We start from the raw sequence: 17,383 nt of genomic DNA, 5'->3' as shown, positions 1-17,383 counted from the left end.
CGCGTTGACCGTGGCCGGCGTCATGCAATAGCATCTGTTGCATGAGAAGAGACAGCAAGCTTTCCGGCGTCCTGCACGTTCTGCTGCATATGGCCGAGCACCCCGGTCCCATGACCTCCGACGACCTGGGCCGCGTGATGCAGACCAACCCCGTGGTGATCCGCCGCATCATGGCCGGCCTGCGCGAGCAGGGTCTGGTCCGCTCCGAGAAAGGCCATGGCGGCGGATGGACAATCTCGTGCGATTTCAACGACGTCACGCTGCGCGACATCTACGACGCCCTGGGCGCGCCCGAGATCTTTGCGATGGGCAACCGCAGCGAGTCCCCCGGATGCCTGGTCGAAGAGGCGGTGAATGCATCGCTGGACGACGCGTTCGAAGAGGCCCAGCGGCTGCTTCTGGAGCGCCTAGGCAAGGTCACGCTGGCCGCACTGAGCCGCGACTTTCACGCGCGCATGGTCGAACGCGGGCAGGCTTTCGACCCGCAGGCCGTGCACGAGGCGTGATCGCCCCCTACTCCCACGGCTGGCGCCACGCCATCAACGAGGCCTCGACGTGCGCGATCTCGGCCGGCGACATGCCGGCTTCTTCGTAGAACCGTTGGCGCTCGCGCACCACGTCCATGACGCGGCCGATGACCGATCTGGCGGCGGCTTCCGACCGAAGTCCGAAACGCCGGTACTCGGTCAGGCAATTGGCAAAGGTGCTGTCGCGGCCGTCGGCGCCAATGTGCAGGTAATGGCGGGCCGACCCTTCCTGGGTCACCACATCAAACAGCGGCGACATCCGGTAGGTGAGCGCCCCGTCGTCCTTCAGGAAGCCAACGTTCTTCAGGTGATCGTCCGTGTTGTGAACGGCAACGTTCAGGACCATCCGCGCATACAGTTCCAGCAGGTCCTGCACGGGATTGGACGAGATGCGGCGCGCCACGTCGGCCAGACGCGCATAGGAATACGTGGCCTTGCCGCGCGGCCCGTCCAGTTCGCGCTTGCCGATGTGCACGGACGGGCTGATCAGCGAGGCGCCGCTCAGGAAGTGCCGCCGGGCGATGACCGGGTCCGCGCCTTGTTGAACCGGCAATAGCTCGCGGTCGAACCGGTGCGTCAGCAGCACGGCGCCCAGGTGCGTTTGCGCCAGGCGGATCTCCGGGACGTTCAGACCGATGGCGCGGGCCATCTGCAGGTTGGCATACTCCACACGCTGGCGGTCGTAGGACTCGCCCTTGCGGGGAAACTTCGCAATCCACATCTCGCCTTCCGCGTCCCGCACGATCGTCTTGGGACGCGCGCCGCCGATATCCCACGAGCTGCCCAGGATGTCGCGGTACAGCCCCTTGGGCTTGATGCCCTGATCGATGTCGGTCAGCAGGTCCGCCAACGACTCCAACTGGCTGACTTCAGGCAGCCGGTAGGTCTTGCGCATGTTGGGCGTCAACTGGCGGGCGCTGAAAAAGAGCGCCCCCACGCCCATGCCGCGGCCCTTGAGCAAAACCTCGTTCTCGGTCACCCGGGCGCCCGCATTGTCCACGCGCATCACATTGCGGCCCCAGGCATCCGGCGCCGCGTCGAAAATCGCCCCGAGCGTTTGATAGCGGCTTTCGGTTCGGAAGGTGGTCGTGGCGTCGGTCAGGGGCAGGTTGAGCGGATCCAGCGAAAACGCGCGCGGATCGTTCACGTACGACTGCACGTACGTGAATTCGGCGAAAAAGTGGTGTTCGTCGGTGTCGTCCAGGGTCAGGAGCCCGGCCAGCACGGCCTCGCCGCGGATATCCACGTAGACGAAAAGCTCGCTTTCGACGGTTTTATGCTTTTTGGCTGGCACGATGTCGACCGCCGCGCTACAGGCTGGAAGGATCGGCGCGATGCGAATGTTGCGCCTTGCCGCTGCCCCGGGCGGGCCGGCGCATGGCGTCCAGACGCTTGCCGACACCGTCGAGGTCGGGATCGCCCAGCGCGAACACCTGGTCACCATAGCCGTACTGCAGCAAGGCCTCGAACGCGAGCGCCAGGGACACCCCGCCATCGCCGCGTTCAAGCCGGTTGATGGTGGCCCGCGAAACCCCCATGCGGCTGGCCAGCGTGGCTTCGGTTTCGTTGCGACGCAGACGCGCGGTGCGGATGTGCGCACCCAGGCGAGCCAAGGCCTCGGCCGCCTCGAAACTGGGTTCGATCTTCTTTTTCATGACGCAATAATAGCGCTGTAAGCGCCTTAATGCATCATTAATGAGTCAATCCGTTGAGATCATTTGACTCATTAATGATACATAGCTGCAAATTATGCACCATTAATGAGGCAATCCATGCGATCAGCATCGATGTTACCGAATCACAGCCTGATCCAGCCGCAGGGCCGCCCGCCCTGTGTCCAGGGTGACGCGCGCCCCGAGCGGCAGCGTCAGGTTGGGCTCGCCGTGTCCGCTAGGCCAGCCGGCCAGAACCGGAATGCCTCGCGCGCCAAACTGCTCGAGCAATAGCGGATACAACAGGCTTTGCGCCTGCGCATCGTCAAGGTTCGTCCCGACGATGCGGGTGAAATTGCCCACGACCACGCCCTTGACGCCGTCGAACTTGCCCGCGGCCGCCAACTGGCTCAATAGCCGGTCCACGCGCGGCAGCGCCTCGTTGACGTCTTCGAAAAACAGGATCGCGTCGCGGGTGTCGATCTCGTGCCGCGAGCCGATCAGCGCGGCGATGAGCGCCAGGTTGCCGCCGACCAGCCGCCCGCTGGCCGTGCCTGCGACCAGCTCCACCGCACGCGTGTCCGGCGGAGGTTGAATCCAGGCCCCCTGCCCGATCTGCCCGGCAAGCATGGCCAGCAGATGGGATTCAGTGGGCTCGCGCTTACCCGCGACCAGATCCTGCGCCAGCATCGGCCCGTGAAACGTCACAAAACCAGCATGGCGCTGCATGGCCAGATGCAGCGCCGTGATGTCGCTATAGCCGATGAAGGGTTTGGGATGCTGGCGCAGCAAATCGAAGTTCAGCTTGTCCAGCAGCCGCCATGAACCAAAACCGCCCTGCAGGCACCACACCGCGCCGATATCCGGCGCGGCGAATGCGGCGTGCAGGTCGTCCAGACGCTGCGCGTCGGTACCGGCCAGATACTCGTAGGGGGCGTCGAGCCGGGTACGCGATGCCGGCATGACCAGCGGAACGAAGCCCCGGTCTTGCAGCCACTCGGCGGCAAGGTCGCTGGCGTTCGAGGCCGCCGACGCGGGCGCCACGATGGCGACCTTGGCACCGGGCCGCAGTGCGGGCACAGGCGAGGCGGCCGGTTTAGCGTGCGACGGCGGCGGCGCAGTGTCGCGCCGTGCTGCGGCATTCGGCGAGGCATGCGATGAGCCTTGCCGCCCGCCTGCGCACCCCGCCAGCCCCAAGCCGGCCAGACACAGCGCGCCAGCACTGAACAAGATCCGGCGGCGCTCGGCGTCCGGACGCCCGATGGCCAAATACCCGGCATCACCGCGCGGCCCCGTTTGCGGATTCGGTCCGACCACGGGATCGGCCATCTGGAAGCTGGTGGGTCGACGCATCAGAATCGCTCGTACTCCAGGCGGTAGCGCCATTGCCCGGCAGCCAGGCCGGCCATCGGCAGGCGTCCAATCCGCAGACGCCGCAAGGCCAGCAAGCGCAGACCCGCGGCTTCGCAGACGGCTTCAATGAACCCCGGCATCGGCGACTTCAGCGCAAAACGCAGGTGGTTTTCGTTCTGCCAGCTCACTTTCATTGGCGTGGCGGCGCGGCCTTCGAAGGCCATGCCGCGCTGCATGCGGGCGAGATCCGCTTCGCTCAACTGGCCTTCGACCTGCGCGATGTATTCCTGCTCCACGTGGCGGCCTTCCTCAACCAGCTTGCGAGCTACCGCGTACTCCTGGGTGTAGACGACCAGACCGCTCGCAGCGCGCTCCAGGGGAGTCACCAGCTTGAGGCCGTTGAACATGCGCTTCAGGTAGCGCTGGCCGGATCGGTCGCCGGGCATCAGGTTCTCGGGAAGGATCAGGTCCAGCGCCGAACCCGGCTGGTCGTCGGCGTACATGCCGGCCGGCTTGTGGACCAGCACGGTGACCGGACGGCCTTCTTCGAGCCGCGCGCCGGGCATCAGGCTGACCGCCTGCGAAGGCCCGACCCGCAAACCCGGCTCTTCCTGCACCTTGCCATCGACGGTCACCCAACCGCCTTCGATGTAGCGCTCGGCATCGCCCCGGGAACACGGCAGCTCGGCCGCGAGCCGCTTGGCCAGGCGATCGGTGTCTGGGGCGGCGGGGGCTCGCGCGGGGCGGGTGGCGCGGGCGGGCGAGGCAATGCCTTTGGCCGGGCCACCCGATCGGGCGCCCGTGCTGCGCATACCCGCCGCGCTGCCTGCCCTACCGCTGTCGTCGCTCCTGCTGCCTTTGCCAGGCTTTGCGGCGCGGGGTTTCATGCCGGGCTTGGCCGGTTGACTGGCTCGGTCGGCGCCGGGGCCTCTGGCGGGACGGCCGGGGCTTTCACTGCCGGAACGCGCGGGGCGTCCGGGATGTGCTGACGGCGCACCTCGCTCGGGGCGGGCGGAAGTCGCGCTTCGTTCGGGGCGCCCGGAGGCTGCACTTCGCGCGGGCCGGTCGGCGCCGGAGCCACGCGGGCTGGGGGCTGCCGGGTCACGCGGGTACGGTTTGCTCGTCGCGGCGGATCCTTCCGATCGCGTCGGACGTCCGCTGCGGTTTGCCGCAGTGCGCTTTGCGGGGCGAGAGGTCAGGCTGAGTGTGCCGGGCTTGGTGGGCCGCATGGTGTTGCTCATCGTCCCCCCTCCAGGTGCAGCGGATTGAAGCGGTAAAGGAAAAGGTCAGGCGCGCCTGCGGGCGCCTCGATAAAAAGCTTTGTCATCGGTGTTGCCGGGTATTGCGAAAAGCGGGCCACATGGCCCGCACCTTGAGACGGATGTTACGCCCTTTTCTGCTGCGATCCGCCGGGATGGTCGGCCTCCAAGGCCGCCTCGTCCGGATAGACGTCCGCAGGCGGCGGCACCTCATCGATCCAGGCCTTGAGCAGCGTCGACGTCACCGCCAGAATCACCGGGCCGATGAACAATCCGACGATGCCGAATGCGAACATGCCGCCCAGCACGCCAGACAGGATCAGCAGCATCGACAGATTCACCCCGCGCTTGATCAGCAGCGGCCGCAGCAGGTTGTCCAAGGTGCCCACCACGATGGCCCAGACCAGCAACACGGCGGCGGCCAGCTTCATATCGTTCTGGAACAGCCAGGCAACTCCGCCCAGCATCGGCAGGAACGGGCCGAGCTGCGCCAGGCACAGCATCACCATGAGCGCAGTCAGCACCCCCGCCGCCGGCACGCCCGCAATCCACAGTCCGATACCGCCCAGCGCCGATTGCACCACTGCGGTGACCACGATGCCCAGCGCCACCGCACGGATGGCAGAGGCAGCCAGCCTGATCGCGGCCACGCCCCGCTCGCCGGCAAGCCGATTGGCAAACCGCCGGGCAAGATCGGCCGCGGTATCGCCCTTGGTGTAAAGAATGCCGGCAATGATCACGGTGATCAGCATGTGCATCACGAACACGCCGACGATCGCGGCGTGACCCAGCAGCCAGTGCGCGGCGGTGGTCAGATACGGTTCAATGCGCGCCAGCAGCCCGCCGGCGCCGGCGTCGGACAGCGTCTGCCACTCCTGGGCGATGCGCGGACCGGCCAGCGGAATGTTGCCGATCCACGCGGGAGGCGCCAGCAACGCGTAGTCGGGCAGGCTCTTGACCGCCGCCATGATGGCGCCGCCATGCAGCGCCAACGTCGAGATCGCCTGATACAACGGCAGCACGATCACAAACAGCAGGATGAAGAGCATTGCCACGGTGGCCAACCAACGCCGCCCGCCGCAATGCCGCTGAATCGAAAGCAGCACGGGCCAGGTGGCGACCACGATGGTCGTGGCCCAGATGAGCCCTGGCAGAAAGGGACGCAGGACATACAGGCTGCCGACCATCAAGGCCAGCAGCATGACGATGACAAGCAGAACCCGGGCGATGTCGACAGACTGGCGTGGTATCACACGCGTCTCCTGGCGGGGCTGCCGCCCCGGATTGCGGTGGATGCGGACCGGCGGCGCCCGCCCTGCCAGCCATCGCAATCAGTCGAATGTATCCGAAATCGGCGCGAACCTGAATGGGAACGTTACTTGCTCGGCTTGCCGCTGCGACCGGCCGGGTTCGCCGGTCCGGGGCGCAGTCAAAAACTGTGGAGGTGCGCCATGAAAAACATGGCTTTCGCCGGCGTTTTGCTGGCACTCGTCTTGAGCGGCTGCAGTTACATGGATTCTCACCGCAGCGACGGATCGCACGCCACGCGCGCGACCCATTCCGACCCCGCCAATTACCATCGGTCCAATTTTGGCGAGCCCGACAATGAACCGTTCCAGGGCGTCTATCCGGGCCGCTAGCCCGCAAAGGGCCGACCCGTGTGACGAAGACGGGCGCAGGGGCTACGAAGCGCCCAGCATCGACCGGAACCGGCTGCGGATCGCGCCGGCATAAGCCCAGCACCAGACCGCGAGGGCCAGCATCGCCACGGTGAAGTAGGCGCGTGCGCCCTCCGGCACGGGATTCATTTGCGACAGGGTCAGGAAGGGTTCGAAGCCGATGAAGTCGGTAGCCGCCATCGTGCTGAAAATCAGGGCCAGCACCGGGCCTGTGAATCGCGGGCGCTCTCCCCGCGTCTGGGGATTGGCAAAAAAACACCAATGTAACCAGCGCACGAGCTGGATGCCCACGGCGACCAGGGGAATAAGCAGCGCAAGCTGTAGCACCAGCAGCGCCAAAATGACTTGAGTAGGAAGCATGCGCGGATTTTAATCGGATCCGGCGTGAAGACCGGCCTATGCCGCTTTGACTTATGCGCCCATCTGAAAGGCTCGCCACCCGGAACCGGCGCTGGTGAGCCACTCTTGCACGTACTGCAGGCTCAGGGCGATGGACAGGGCCTCGCCTTGAAACAGCACGTCCGGCTGCGCGCGAAGCCAATTGAAGTCATCGATTCTGCGGATGTCCTGCGCCAGGACCTTCAGCCCTTGGCGGGAAGCCTGCCCTAGCAAGCTGAAAAAGCGTTCCTGCAACGGGCGGCGGGTACAGATGCCTTCCGGAATGCCGACCTGCAGCCCGGTGGCGCGAAGTGTGCCGAACGGGACTTGCGCAGAAGGCAACAGCCGCACGCGTAACGCGGGCCGCAGTTCCTGGTAACTGTTAAAAAGCGTGGCGCCCTGCGCCAGGCGATCGCTTAAGGGGACGTTGTACGTGACTTTGGCGCACGGATAGATGGGCTGGCCGGGATGCGCTTCCTGCAGCGTTTCGCGCAGTTGGTCGCCCGCCACGGCGCCAATGCGCAGATCCTGGCATAGCTGCTGCGCAAGCAGAATGTCGGTGTTGACGTTGAGCGGATGGTCCATGGACAGCGTCGCCAGGCAGCCCGCGGCGCGGAAAACACGTCCTGCGCGCCGCAAGGCGTCTGCTGAGGCGGCACTGGCGAGCAGCGCGGGGGTGTGTCGGCTGCGACCGCCGACCACCGCCATTTCGCGGACGACCCCTTTGGCGTCCAGCACGGGTTGGATTCGTAACGGCTCGCTGACGAGTGAGGCGGATTCGGCCTGGTTGATAGCGTTCATAAGCCGGCAAGTCTATGGACCGCCATTTCACAAACCAATCGTAAAAGTACGATTCGCGCCGTCGTTTGCCCGCGTTATTGGCGCGTTTTCTAAATATTCTTATATCCGCCGTGCTGGGCCCTACCTACGATGGGCGCATGCCTGTCAAGGAATCCAACACCCTCGCGCCAGACGTCCAGCCAGTCCCCCGAGCCCCCACGCTGCTCTTGCACCTCTTCGCCGCCGCCATGCTTGCCTGCATCGCGGCGGCCGCTGCATTTCTGCTTTACTGGTCATTCACCAGCACGGTTTCCACCTACCGCCGGCAAATGAACGCCGCCGCGTACAACGCGCAGATCTTCTTCGATCAGCGCGAGTCGCTGCTTCGCTCATTGGCGTCCAGCCTGGTCCGCAATACCGATGCCGCGCCCGCCTCCGAAACCCCACGGCACTTCGGCAACACCGGGCAGATCAACGTCTTTCCCCTGCACGAAGAACCGAACGCCTATGACTGGGCTCTGATTCTCACCCCGCGCGACCTCAACGAAATTGCGTTCGCGCAGACCCAACTGTTGTTCAGTTCCACTCGCAATGGGCAGACCACGTACGTCGCGCCGCGCTCAGGCCAACGCACGGGTCTGGACGACGCCGCGCAATCCTGGATCGCTCGCGAACTCGCCATGGCGGATCCCAACGCGGCGCACGGCGGGCAAAATGCCATCACCTGGCTAAAACCGCCGCTGCACAACGCCAATCCGCTGTACCTGTACACGCCCGTCGAATCCTCTACACCCCGCGCGGGGTGGATCGGCCTGGAACTCGGCGACATCAACGCGGCCATCGACCTGTCGTCCCTGCGCGGCGGCAGCTACATCCTGCATGACCAGGATGGCGCGCCCGTACTACACAGCCCGGACGACCCGCAAATCCTTGCAGGATTGAGCCAGCACGCCGGACGCGAGGACGCGTTCGGCTGGTGGGGGCCGGGCCTGTTGCCCCGCTACGTCGTTCTCAGCAAATCGGTCGGCGAAGACGGCTGGCGGCTTGTCTACTACACACCGGTCAGCCGGATCCTGAGCGACGCGTCCTACGCCATCCAGGCCACGCTGGGCGGTGCGCTCCTGCTGTGCGCGGCCGTCATCTTCGGCATACGGCACATCCGCAAGAAACTCGTCGCCCCCGCCCTGCGCCAATACGAAGCCCTGGCAGAGAGCGTGTCGCTGAATCGAAGACTGGTCGAAGTCGCGCCCGTGGGCCTGTGCCTTCTGCGCCGATCCGACGGCATGCCGCTGCTGTCGAATGAGCTCGCCCGGGATTGGCTGCTGGAGGATCCGGCGCTGTTGGCCCGACTGCTGACCGAAGACAGCCATGGCACCGAACGCGAATACGTACTGGACGACGGCCGGTGCCTCTATCTGACGTTCGCCCCGATCACCTATCGCGCAGAGAACGTCCTCCTGTGCGGCATCAACGACATCACCGCGTTCAAGCGGGTCGAGCATTCCATTACCCAGGCAAAGCTGCACGCCGACGCTGCGAACCACGCAAAGACGGTGTTCCTGACCACCATGAGCCACGAGATCCGGACGCCGCTGTTCGGCATTCTTGGCACGCTGGAGTTGCTTGGGCTGACCGCCATGGACAGCCAGCAACAGCAGTATCTGCAAACGATGCAGCAGTCCTCTGCAACCTTGCTCAGCTCCATCAACGACACCCTCGACCTGTCGCGCATCGAAGCCGGCTACCTGAAGCTCGAAACCTCCGAGTTTTCGCCTGTTCTGTTGCTGGACAGCGTCATCGGCACCTATGCGGCGCGCGCCGACGCCAAGGGACTGCATCTGCATGCCCTGGCCGACGTGGCGACGCCAGCGCGGGTCCTGGGCGACGCCACCCGCGTTCGCCAGATTCTCAACAACCTCGTCAACAACGCCATCAAGTACACCGGCTCGGGCCAGGTGGTGTTGCGCCTGCAAACACTCAGCCAGGACGCGCATTTCGCCACCTTGAAGTTCCAGGTAGCCGATACCGGCATGGGCATCTCGGCAAAACACCATGCGCGGCTCTTCGAGCCCTATTACCGTGCCGAAACCGGTTCCAACCAGAATGTCCACGGCACGGGCCTCGGGCTTGCGATTTGCCGGCGGCTGTCAGAGATGATGAGCGGAACGCTCAGCGCCGTCAGCGAACCCGGCCTGGGCACCAGCATGTCGCTCGTACTGACCCTGCCGCAGGTCGGCGGCGCCCATGAGGACCTGGGCGTTCGGCTGGATCCCAGGCCGGTCTTCGTGCGGGGCGCCAACAACGAAGTGGTCGCCAATCTGTGCCAGTGGTTGCGTCACTGCGGCGCGTTGGCAATGCCCTACAAGGCCGCCGTGCATGGCCGGCGCGAGGGCGGCGTCCTGGTGGAAACCTGGTCACGCGATCTGGCGCCGGCAGTCTGGAGCGGTGCCCGGGTATTTGCGCAACCGCCGGGCGTCCAGCCGCGGCCCACTCGAAACACCTGGACGGCCGACAGCCATAGCCTGGCCAGCATCGTCGCGGCGGTCCGCCTGGCACAGGACAGCGTCGCCACCAAGGCGCCTGCCGCGCTGGAGCCGTCGCGCGATGCGCTCGACATGCACCTGCTCGTTGTCGAGGACAACCCGGTCAGCCGGCAGATCCTGAGAGAGCAGCTTGAGCACCTGGGCTGCACGGTGGTCCTGGCGTCAGACGGCAACGACGCATTGGCCCTGCCCGAACTCCTTGATTTCGACGCCATCCTGACTGACCTGCACATGCCCGAGCTCGATGGCTACGCCCTCGCCCGCGCACTGCGACGCCAGGGCTACACCCGCCCGATCGTGGGCATCACCGCCAGCGCATTCACCGAGGACCTGCAGCGCAGCAAGGAAGCCGGCATGAACACCGTCCTGCTTAAGCCATTGCCGATTGCCGCATTGTGCCAGGCGCTGACGCCCTTCAAGGAAGCCGCATGACGAGAAAGCTGTCGGAGTACCGGGTCCTGATCGTGGATGATCATCCGTTTCAATGCGTTCACCTGGCCGATCAGCTCGCGTCGGCCGGGTTTAGCCAGGCAGACGTGGCGTCATCCGCCGAGACAGCCCTGACCAAGACCGCGCGGCAGTCGTATCACCTGGTGCTGATCGACCTGAACATGGCCGGCATGGATGGCGTGCAATTCATCGACCGGCTCGCCCGGCAGCAACGCCCTCCCATGCTGGCAATCGTGTCGGCCTGTCTTCGCCGCATCATCAACAGCGTTGCCATGATGGCCAGGGAAAAGGGACTTGCCGTGCTGGGCTCATTTTCCAAGCCCTTTACCTCGCACCACGCCTCCCAATTGGCCAGCCTGCTTTGCCGCGACCAGCCGGCACCGCCGCGCGTTCGGCGCCAGACAAGCGCCGCGCTGGACCGCGCCTCGATCGAAGACGCGCTGCAACAGGGGCACCTGCAAGCCTGGTTCCAGCCCAAGCAATCGCTCACCACCGGGCGAATCGTCGGCGCCGAGGCGCTTGCGCGTTGGCTGCACCCGGCATTCGGCTGCCTGTCGCCCGATACGTTTCTCACCGCCGTACGCGGGTACGGGCTGGACAAGGCGTTGCTGCTGCGCATCATGGAAGACGCCCTGAACGCGCACCTGACGTGGCGCCAGATGGGCTTTCGGGTACCCGTTTCCGTCAACCTGCCCACTCAGTTTCTGGACGACCCGGATCTGCCCGACGAACTCGAAGTGCTGGTGGTAAATAAGGGCGTGGCGGCGACCGAAATCACCTTCGAACTGCTCGAGGACGAGACACCGGCCGTACAAGGCCAATACTATATGGGGGCCAGCCGGTTGCGACTGAAGGGTTTCGGGTTGGCGCAGGATGACTTTGGCCGAGGTTACAGCTCCATGTACAGCCTGATTTCGACGCCATTCACCGAACTCAAGATCGACCGCGCCTTTGTCAGCGGCGCGGTCGATGACAAAAGCCAGGCGGCAGCGCTCGTGTCGTCCGTGCAGCTTGGCCGGCAACTGGGTTTGCAGGTAACCGCCGAAGGCGTCGAGACCGCCCACGACCTTGCTTTACTTCGCCGCATCGGTTGCGACTGCGCACAGGGGTATTTCATTTCAGCCGCCGTCGACCCCGACCGCTTCAGCCAGCTGCTCGCCAGCGCGCGGCAGGCCACGAACCCTCTGCAACGGTAAGAGCCGGCCATGCGAAAGCCCGATACTCCGTTTGCCCGGATCACCCGCACATCGCGCTGGCTGAATTTTGCCCTTTTCGGCATCCTGCCCTTTGCGCTGGTCCTGATCGGTGCGCTTTATTGGGGGCTGAACCGTATCGTCGATCAGGAGCGCGATCGCCTGAAGCTCGACTTCTCCATCCTGGTCGGCTACATCCAGGCGCAGGAGCAATTCCTGGGTACGCTTCGGGCCCACAGCGCGTCGCTCCCCGCCGAAAGCCTGACCACGACGATCAACCTGCATGCGGCCGACGTGCCCGAGCGCTTCGGCATGCAGCTCTTCGAAGGCCAGCACACCTATGCCGAGATGGCGTTCTCGCTGGCGTGCGAGCAGGCGTCAGACTGCCCTACCGCCGGACGCCGGCTGGCAAACCTGGGCGGATTCGTGGCCGACTTCTACTCAAGCTTCTGGGCGGCGTCGTACTACCCCGCCTCCACGATCTTTCTGGTAAACCAGGCGGACAGCATCAGCATGAGCGTGCCGGCCGTGGGCGCCGTGTCGGGATATGAGCGCCTGAACCCCGCAGCCTTCCTGGCCGTCACGGACGCTGTCAGAACGGAATTGCGCCGTCTGCAGACGGTGCGCGAACGTCTCATCGAGCAGGATCTTCCCGGAAATCGCGAAACGCCGGGATCCGTGCGCGTGCATTGGTTCCGGTCGGAGGCGCTTGCCGGCAGCATGCTGGGCCTTATTTACGCCGACATGCCGCAGTCGGTCTGGTCCACGGGACAGGACGGAACGTCCGCCGTTTACGCGACCACGCAATTCAATCACCAGCGGATCAACATCTTTGAAAAGACGCTGCGCAAGCCGCTGCATGGCGGATTCTGGCTGACCCACCGCAGCGAAGGACTGCTGCTGGGCGAGCCTCCCGGCCCATCCGGGTCCAAGGACGGCCTTGAATACACGGCAGAAGGCATCGTGCTGCGCATCACCGACCCGTCGGGCGTGTGGACCGGCACCTATCGCGTCAGTTATGGCGCTTTCTTCCAGGACAATCTCTGGCTGCCGGCCATCGCCGGCCTGCTGCTGTTGCTCAGTCTTGGTACCGGCATCGTGTCCTCGCGCTGGTATAGCCGCCACGTCATTGCCCCGGCGTCGAACGCGCAACGCGACATCATCGAAAAGGAAGAATTCAGCCGCACGTTGATCGAGACCGCGCCCGTGGCGCTGTGCGTGCTGGCGCGGCCCGGCGGCGAAGTCGTGTTTGGCAACAGCCTGGCGCTGCAATGGCTGGGCGCCGAGGCCGGCCGGGAACTGGACAATTCGCCGCAGACGAACCTGTTCCTGCGGCAGGTGCTTGGGGCGGCCGGCCCAGGCACGATTGCAAGCTTTCAGGCCACGGATGGACGTCCGTTGTACGTGGCTTATGCGCCCACCCGCTACAACCACCAGGACGTCGTGCTGTGTGCTTTTTCCGACATCAGCGCCCGCGCCGTGATCGAGCAGGCGCTGACAGACGCCAAGCGCGAAGCAGACAAGGCCAGCGAAGCCAAGTCCACCTTCCTGGCCACAATGAGCCACGAGATCCGGACGCCGCTCTATGGGGTGCTGGGCACGTTGCAACTGATGAGCCTCACCACGCTGGACGCGGAACAGCGCCAGCACCTGGAGCGCATGCAAAGCTCGTCGGCAATCCTGCTGCAGCTCATCAGCGACGTTCTGGACATCACAAAGATCGAAGCCGGGCAGCTCGCGCTGGAGTTTTCGGACTTCAATCCGCGCGAACTGGTCGAAGAATGCACCAACGCCTACGCGGCGATGGCCGAACAAAAGGGGCTGCTGCTCTTTTGCTGCCTGGACGTCGCCGTGCCGGAATGGATGACGGGCGACGCCGTGCGCATCCGCCAGATCCTCAGCAACCTGCTCAGCAATGCCATCAAGTTCAGCGATTCCGGACATGTGATCGTTCGGCTGACGGTGGCGCAAGTGCTGCCCGACCAGACGCATCTGAGGCTACAAGTGGTAGACACGGGCATTGGCATCCCCAAGGAAGCACAGACGCAGCTATTTGTGCCCTTCTATCAGATCGACAGCGGCTCGCATACGGTACGCGGCGCGGGCATCGGCCTATCCATCTGTGCGAGGCTGGCCGGACTGATGGGCACCAGCATCAGTGTCACCAGCGAACTCGGGCTGGGTAGCAGTTTCTCGCTGGACCTGCCGCTGCAAGTGGCAGCCGGTCAGCCAGTCTGCCCGCCCGACTTGAGCGGCCTGAACGTGTATGTCCGAAGCCCGCATCACGAACTGTCCGACAACATCTGCCAATGGCTCAAGCGCTGGGGCGCCAAGGCAGCTCCGGCACCCACTCCCCTACCTGCGGGCACGCCGGACGACATTCTGGTGGACGCCCTGTACGCCGGCAACGGCAACCTGCACGACTGGCCCGGCCGCCATGTGCTGGCCAGCGCAAGCGCCAAGCCACCCACCGCGCGCACCGTACGCGTCATAGACAGCCTCGACCACATTGCCGCCGGCATCCTGGCCGCGGTTCGCGGAGAACAAGCATTGACCCCGGAAACTGACATCGGCGCCCTTGCCCCGCTGGGCCTGTCGATCCTGGTAGCCGAAGACAACCCGATCAATCAAGCGACTTTGCAGCACCAGCTTGAACAACTCGGGTGCGAGGTCACCATGGCGTCTGACGGCTCGGAAGCGCTGATGCTGTGGGGGCTTACGCGTTACGACGTGGTTCTGACCGACGTGAACATGCCCCGCATGAACGGCTATGAACTCGTCAAAGCGTTGCGGGCCCAGGGCGCCACCATTCCCGTCATCGGTCTCACCGCCAATGCCATGCGCGAAGAAGAAGAGCGTTGCCTGGCCGCGGGCATGACGTCGTGGCTGGTCAAGCCGATCAGTCTTTCCACGTTGCGCCGGCATCTGCAGGGAACCGGCACGCAATCAGCCGACATTGCCGAAGCCGTAGCGCAGCCGCGGGCATCGCGACAACCCGATTCCGCGCCGGCCGTGCCAGAAAAATACCGCGCACTGTTCGTCAGCACGATGGAAACGGACATCGCGCAGATGGTCCGGGCTTTGGAGGTAAACGACCAGCGCCTGCTTGGCCGCACGCTGCATCGGATGCGCGGGGCGTTGAGCGTCATGCAGATGACAGCCATCACCGAGCGCCTGGAGGCGTTGGAAGACCAGTTGCGCAGCGCCGGACTGGACTCAGCGGCCCAGGCGGAAGGCCACGCGGTTGTGAGACTGCTGCGCGACACGCTGGCGAAGATCTAGCCCACAAAATTTAGCCTTCAATTAGTCCGCTTGTTGGGATGACGGCGACGGGCTTTCGAAGCTTGTCTATGTATCAGGTGTGCTTCCGGCGGTAGATTCTGCGGCTTTCTCAATAGCCCTGGCAGCCCGTTTGGCGCATTTCTCTGCCTGCAGCCCAACCGCTTCTCCTCGCCTTTTCAGTGGAGTTTGAACATAAAATGGTCACCGACGGAAGTACCGAAAATCGTGGCGCTCTCAGCCTGGCGGGGCCAACCATGGAACGGCTTCCCCGCGCCGTGTCGCAGTCCGGGCACCCGGGTACACCAGGCTCATTCGATCATCAACACGATGGCGGCACCATGATGAAGCTTTCGTCCGACCAGGATGTGCGGATCATCGTCGCCGACGACCATCCCATCATCTCCCTCGCGCTTGCGGATTCCCTGAACGAAGTGCCCGGCTTCACGGTGGTCGCCACGGCACGTTCGGGCCTTGAGCTCGTCACCGCCGTGCAGGATCATCCCTGCCATCTCATCGTCACCGACTTTTCAATGGCCGCCCGGTCCGCTGACGAAGACGGCTTGCGCCTGATTGAGCGGTTGCAACGCCTGTTTCCGGAAATTCCCATCGTGGTCTTCACTATGCTGTCCAACAGCGGCATCCTGAACCAGTTGCGCCAGGTTGGCGTGGCGGGCATCGTCAGCAAGGAAGAACCGATCGATGAACTGGTGTCCATCTGCGTCCGCGCGCTGAGCGAAAACGGGCCGATCCTGTCGAACACCATCAACCAGCGGCTCAGCCAGAACGATGTGACGATGGGGCGCGCCGGCAAGGGCAAGGGTTTGTCGCCCAAGGAGCTTGAGGTCGTCCGGATGTTTGCGCAGGGCCTTTCCGTCACCGAGATCGCGCGGCGCCTTCACCGGTCGGTGGCAACCATCGGCACGCAAAAACAGTCGGCCATGCGCAAGCTGAATATCGAGACCAATGCCGAACTGCTCCGGTACGCGGATGAGCAAGGTTTTTCCTGAGGGTCTGGAAAGAGAGCAGCCTACTGCGCAGCGGCGTGGTGGCTAAAAGGTTACTCGGAACGCGCGCCCTCTGATGTGTCCTGTTGGTGCGGCGACGGCGCCGGCCGAGGCGTTTCCTGAATTGCCAGCAGGCGATTGGCCAGGTCGCTGAACTGGGCGTCCCGCGACTTCAATTGCGCCAACAGGTCGTTTACCTGCTCGGATGCGGCGGCCAGGCGTCGCGCCATGTCGGATTCGCGCGCCTGGCTGGCTTGAAGCGCATTGGCGGCGGCGACGGCTTCGGTCTGCTGCTGGCGCTGGTCTGCCAGTGCTTGCGCCTGCAAGGCTGCCGCCTGCTGTTCCGACGCGCGATGTTGCTCTTGCGCGGCGGCGAGCGCGTCGCGCAGTTGATCCGCCTGCTGCTGGGCGGCAGCCTGGGACGTATCCAGGCGCGTTTGCAGACGCTTTACGGCGCCGCGCTCTGCATCCAGTTCGTTGAGCCATCGCCGCTCGTGGGCGGCGTGGCGGGCTTCCAAAGCGGCAATTGCCTGCGCGTGGCGGTCGCGATCCTGTTCGGCGTCGGCCAGCAGCGCCTTGTTGGCGCCGCGGGCATCCTCCAGGCTGTCCTGTGAGGCGGCCAGCGCCTTATCTCGCTGGCGCAACTGCGCTTCTGCTGCCTGCAGGCGGGCCTCCGTGGTGGCCAGTTGGGCGGTGGCGACCTTCAGGGCTTCCTGCAGGTCCCGCTCGCGCTCAAGCAGTTGCGCTTCGCGCTGTTCCAGCTGCTCGGCCTGCGCTGCGAACCGTTCCCCTTCGCTGGCAAGTTCCTCCCAGCGTTCCTGATAGGCCTGGGACTGTTCAGCGCGCGCCGCGGCCAGCGCCGCCTCCCAGAAATGCGTAGCCGCCTGCGCGATCGGATCGGGCACGGCGGGCGGCGCGGCGAAGGCGCGCGGATCCTGGATGCGGGCGCCGAGCGCGCGGAACCAGGTTTCCAGGTGCGGACTGACCGTATTGGGGGAGCCTCGGCCGATCTTCTGCCGGACGCGCTCGATGGTGGGCCGTGCGCCTTCCAGCAAAAGCGCGTCCGCGGCGGTCCAGACGTCTGATTCGGTGATTCCAGTGGCCATGATGTTGTTTGGGTCGGGTTAACGCGGTGAATTAGTCACGATAATGGAACCTTATCGCGACCTATGAAGCGCATGCGTTGTATATCATACAACATATGTATGATTAACTACATTTTCGGATGGAAAGCGCCCGGCCAGGGCCTTGGCGGGCGGAGCGACCGGAGAAAGGACGCGCTG

The 17,383-nt window shown here is 64.8% G+C and carries 14 protein-coding genes; 6 read left to right on the top strand and 8 right to left on the bottom strand.

Annotation, left to right across the window (positions count from 1 at the left end):
- Nucleotides 1-41: 41 nt before the first annotated feature.
- Entirely contained in the window at nt 42-506 is a 465-nt protein-coding gene (locus CLM73_RS13965) for an Rrf2 family transcriptional regulator (protein ID WP_105238934.1), read from the top strand.
- A gap of 7 nt (nt 507-513) precedes the next feature.
- Here CLM73_RS13965 and CLM73_RS13960 read toward each other — a convergent pair whose 3' ends face one another.
- The 5 genes from CLM73_RS13960 to ydiK form a co-directional block, all read right to left on the bottom strand.
- Complete coding sequence (locus CLM73_RS13960) at nt 514-1,821, bottom strand: type II toxin-antitoxin system HipA family toxin (RefSeq protein ID WP_234015872.1); 1,308 nt, start codon at nt 1,819-1,821, stop codon at nt 514-516.
- Nucleotides 1,822-1,837: 16 nt separating this feature from the next.
- Complete coding sequence (locus tag CLM73_RS13955; RefSeq protein WP_105238933.1) at nt 1,838-2,182, bottom strand: helix-turn-helix transcriptional regulator; 345 nt, start codon at nt 2,180-2,182, stop codon at nt 1,838-1,840.
- 135 nt (nt 2,183-2,317) lie between these two features.
- On the bottom strand, nt 2,318-3,532 hold the full coding sequence (locus CLM73_RS13950) for an LD-carboxypeptidase (protein ID WP_234015871.1): 1,215 nt from the start codon (nt 3,530-3,532) through the stop codon (nt 2,318-2,320).
- Nucleotides 3,532-4,344 (bottom strand): RNA pseudouridine synthase, encoded by an 813-nt coding sequence (locus tag CLM73_RS13945; RefSeq protein ID WP_105238932.1) that lies wholly within the window; start codon nt 4,342-4,344, stop codon nt 3,532-3,534. The genes CLM73_RS13950 and CLM73_RS13945 overlap by 1 nt, the downstream gene beginning before the upstream one ends.
- Before the next feature lie 572 nt (nt 4,345-4,916).
- Nucleotides 4,917-5,993 carry an AI-2E family transporter YdiK gene (gene ydiK / locus CLM73_RS13940; protein WP_105241517.1) on the bottom strand — a complete coding sequence of 359 codons (1,077 nt, stop codon included), beginning with the start codon at nt 5,991-5,993 and terminating at the stop codon, nt 4,917-4,919.
- Between the two features lie 249 nt (nt 5,994-6,242).
- Here ydiK and CLM73_RS13935 point away from each other — a divergent pair, with 249 nt between their 5' ends.
- Nucleotides 6,243-6,431 carry a hypothetical protein gene (locus tag CLM73_RS13935; protein ID WP_105238931.1) on the top strand — a complete coding sequence of 63 codons (189 nt, stop codon included), beginning with the start codon at nt 6,243-6,245 and terminating at the stop codon, nt 6,429-6,431.
- Between the two features lie 42 nt (nt 6,432-6,473).
- On the opposite strand, the gene CLM73_RS13930 is transcribed toward CLM73_RS13935, so the two are convergent.
- A complete protein-coding gene (locus CLM73_RS13930) occupies nt 6,474-6,830 on the bottom strand; it encodes a hypothetical protein (protein ID WP_105238930.1) in 357 nt (118 codons plus the stop codon).
- A gap of 51 nt (nt 6,831-6,881) precedes the next feature.
- Nucleotides 6,882-7,649, bottom strand: coding sequence for a hypothetical protein (locus tag CLM73_RS13925; RefSeq protein ID WP_105238929.1), 768 nt, complete (start codon nt 7,647-7,649; stop codon nt 6,882-6,884).
- Nucleotides 7,650-7,786: 137 nt separating this feature from the next.
- Here CLM73_RS13925 and CLM73_RS13920 point away from each other — a divergent pair, with 137 nt between their 5' ends.
- The 4 genes from CLM73_RS13920 to CLM73_RS13905 all read left to right on the top strand — a co-directional run bounded on the left by CLM73_RS13920 (nt 7,787) and on the right by CLM73_RS13905 (nt 16,103).
- Entirely contained in the window at nt 7,787-10,603 is a 2,817-nt protein-coding gene (locus CLM73_RS13920) for an ATP-binding protein (protein WP_199778299.1), read from the top strand.
- On the top strand, nt 10,600-11,817 hold the full coding sequence (locus CLM73_RS13915) for an EAL domain-containing protein (protein WP_105238928.1): 1,218 nt from the start codon (nt 10,600-10,602) through the stop codon (nt 11,815-11,817). The genes CLM73_RS13920 and CLM73_RS13915 overlap by 4 nt, the downstream gene beginning before the upstream one ends.
- 9 nt (nt 11,818-11,826) lie before the next feature.
- Entirely contained in the window at nt 11,827-15,096 is a 3,270-nt protein-coding gene (locus tag CLM73_RS13910) for a hybrid sensor histidine kinase/response regulator (RefSeq protein WP_105238927.1), read from the top strand.
- 197 nt (nt 15,097-15,293) lie between these two features.
- On the top strand, nt 15,294-16,103 hold the full coding sequence (locus CLM73_RS13905; RefSeq protein WP_234015870.1) for a response regulator transcription factor: 810 nt from the start codon (nt 15,294-15,296) through the stop codon (nt 16,101-16,103).
- 50 nt (nt 16,104-16,153) lie between these two features.
- Here CLM73_RS13905 and CLM73_RS13900 read toward each other — a convergent pair whose 3' ends face one another.
- Nucleotides 16,154-17,206, bottom strand: coding sequence for a DNA-binding protein (locus CLM73_RS13900; RefSeq protein WP_105238925.1), 1,053 nt, complete (start codon nt 17,204-17,206; stop codon nt 16,154-16,156).
- Between the last annotated feature and the right edge of the window lie 177 nt (nt 17,207-17,383).

Origin of the sequence: Achromobacter spanius (assembly GCF_002966795.1) — a bacterium.
GTDB classification, from domain to species: domain Bacteria; phylum Pseudomonadota; class Gammaproteobacteria; order Burkholderiales; family Burkholderiaceae_B; genus Achromobacter; species Achromobacter spanius_D.
This window is presented reverse-complemented; position numbering and strand designations above follow the sequence as displayed.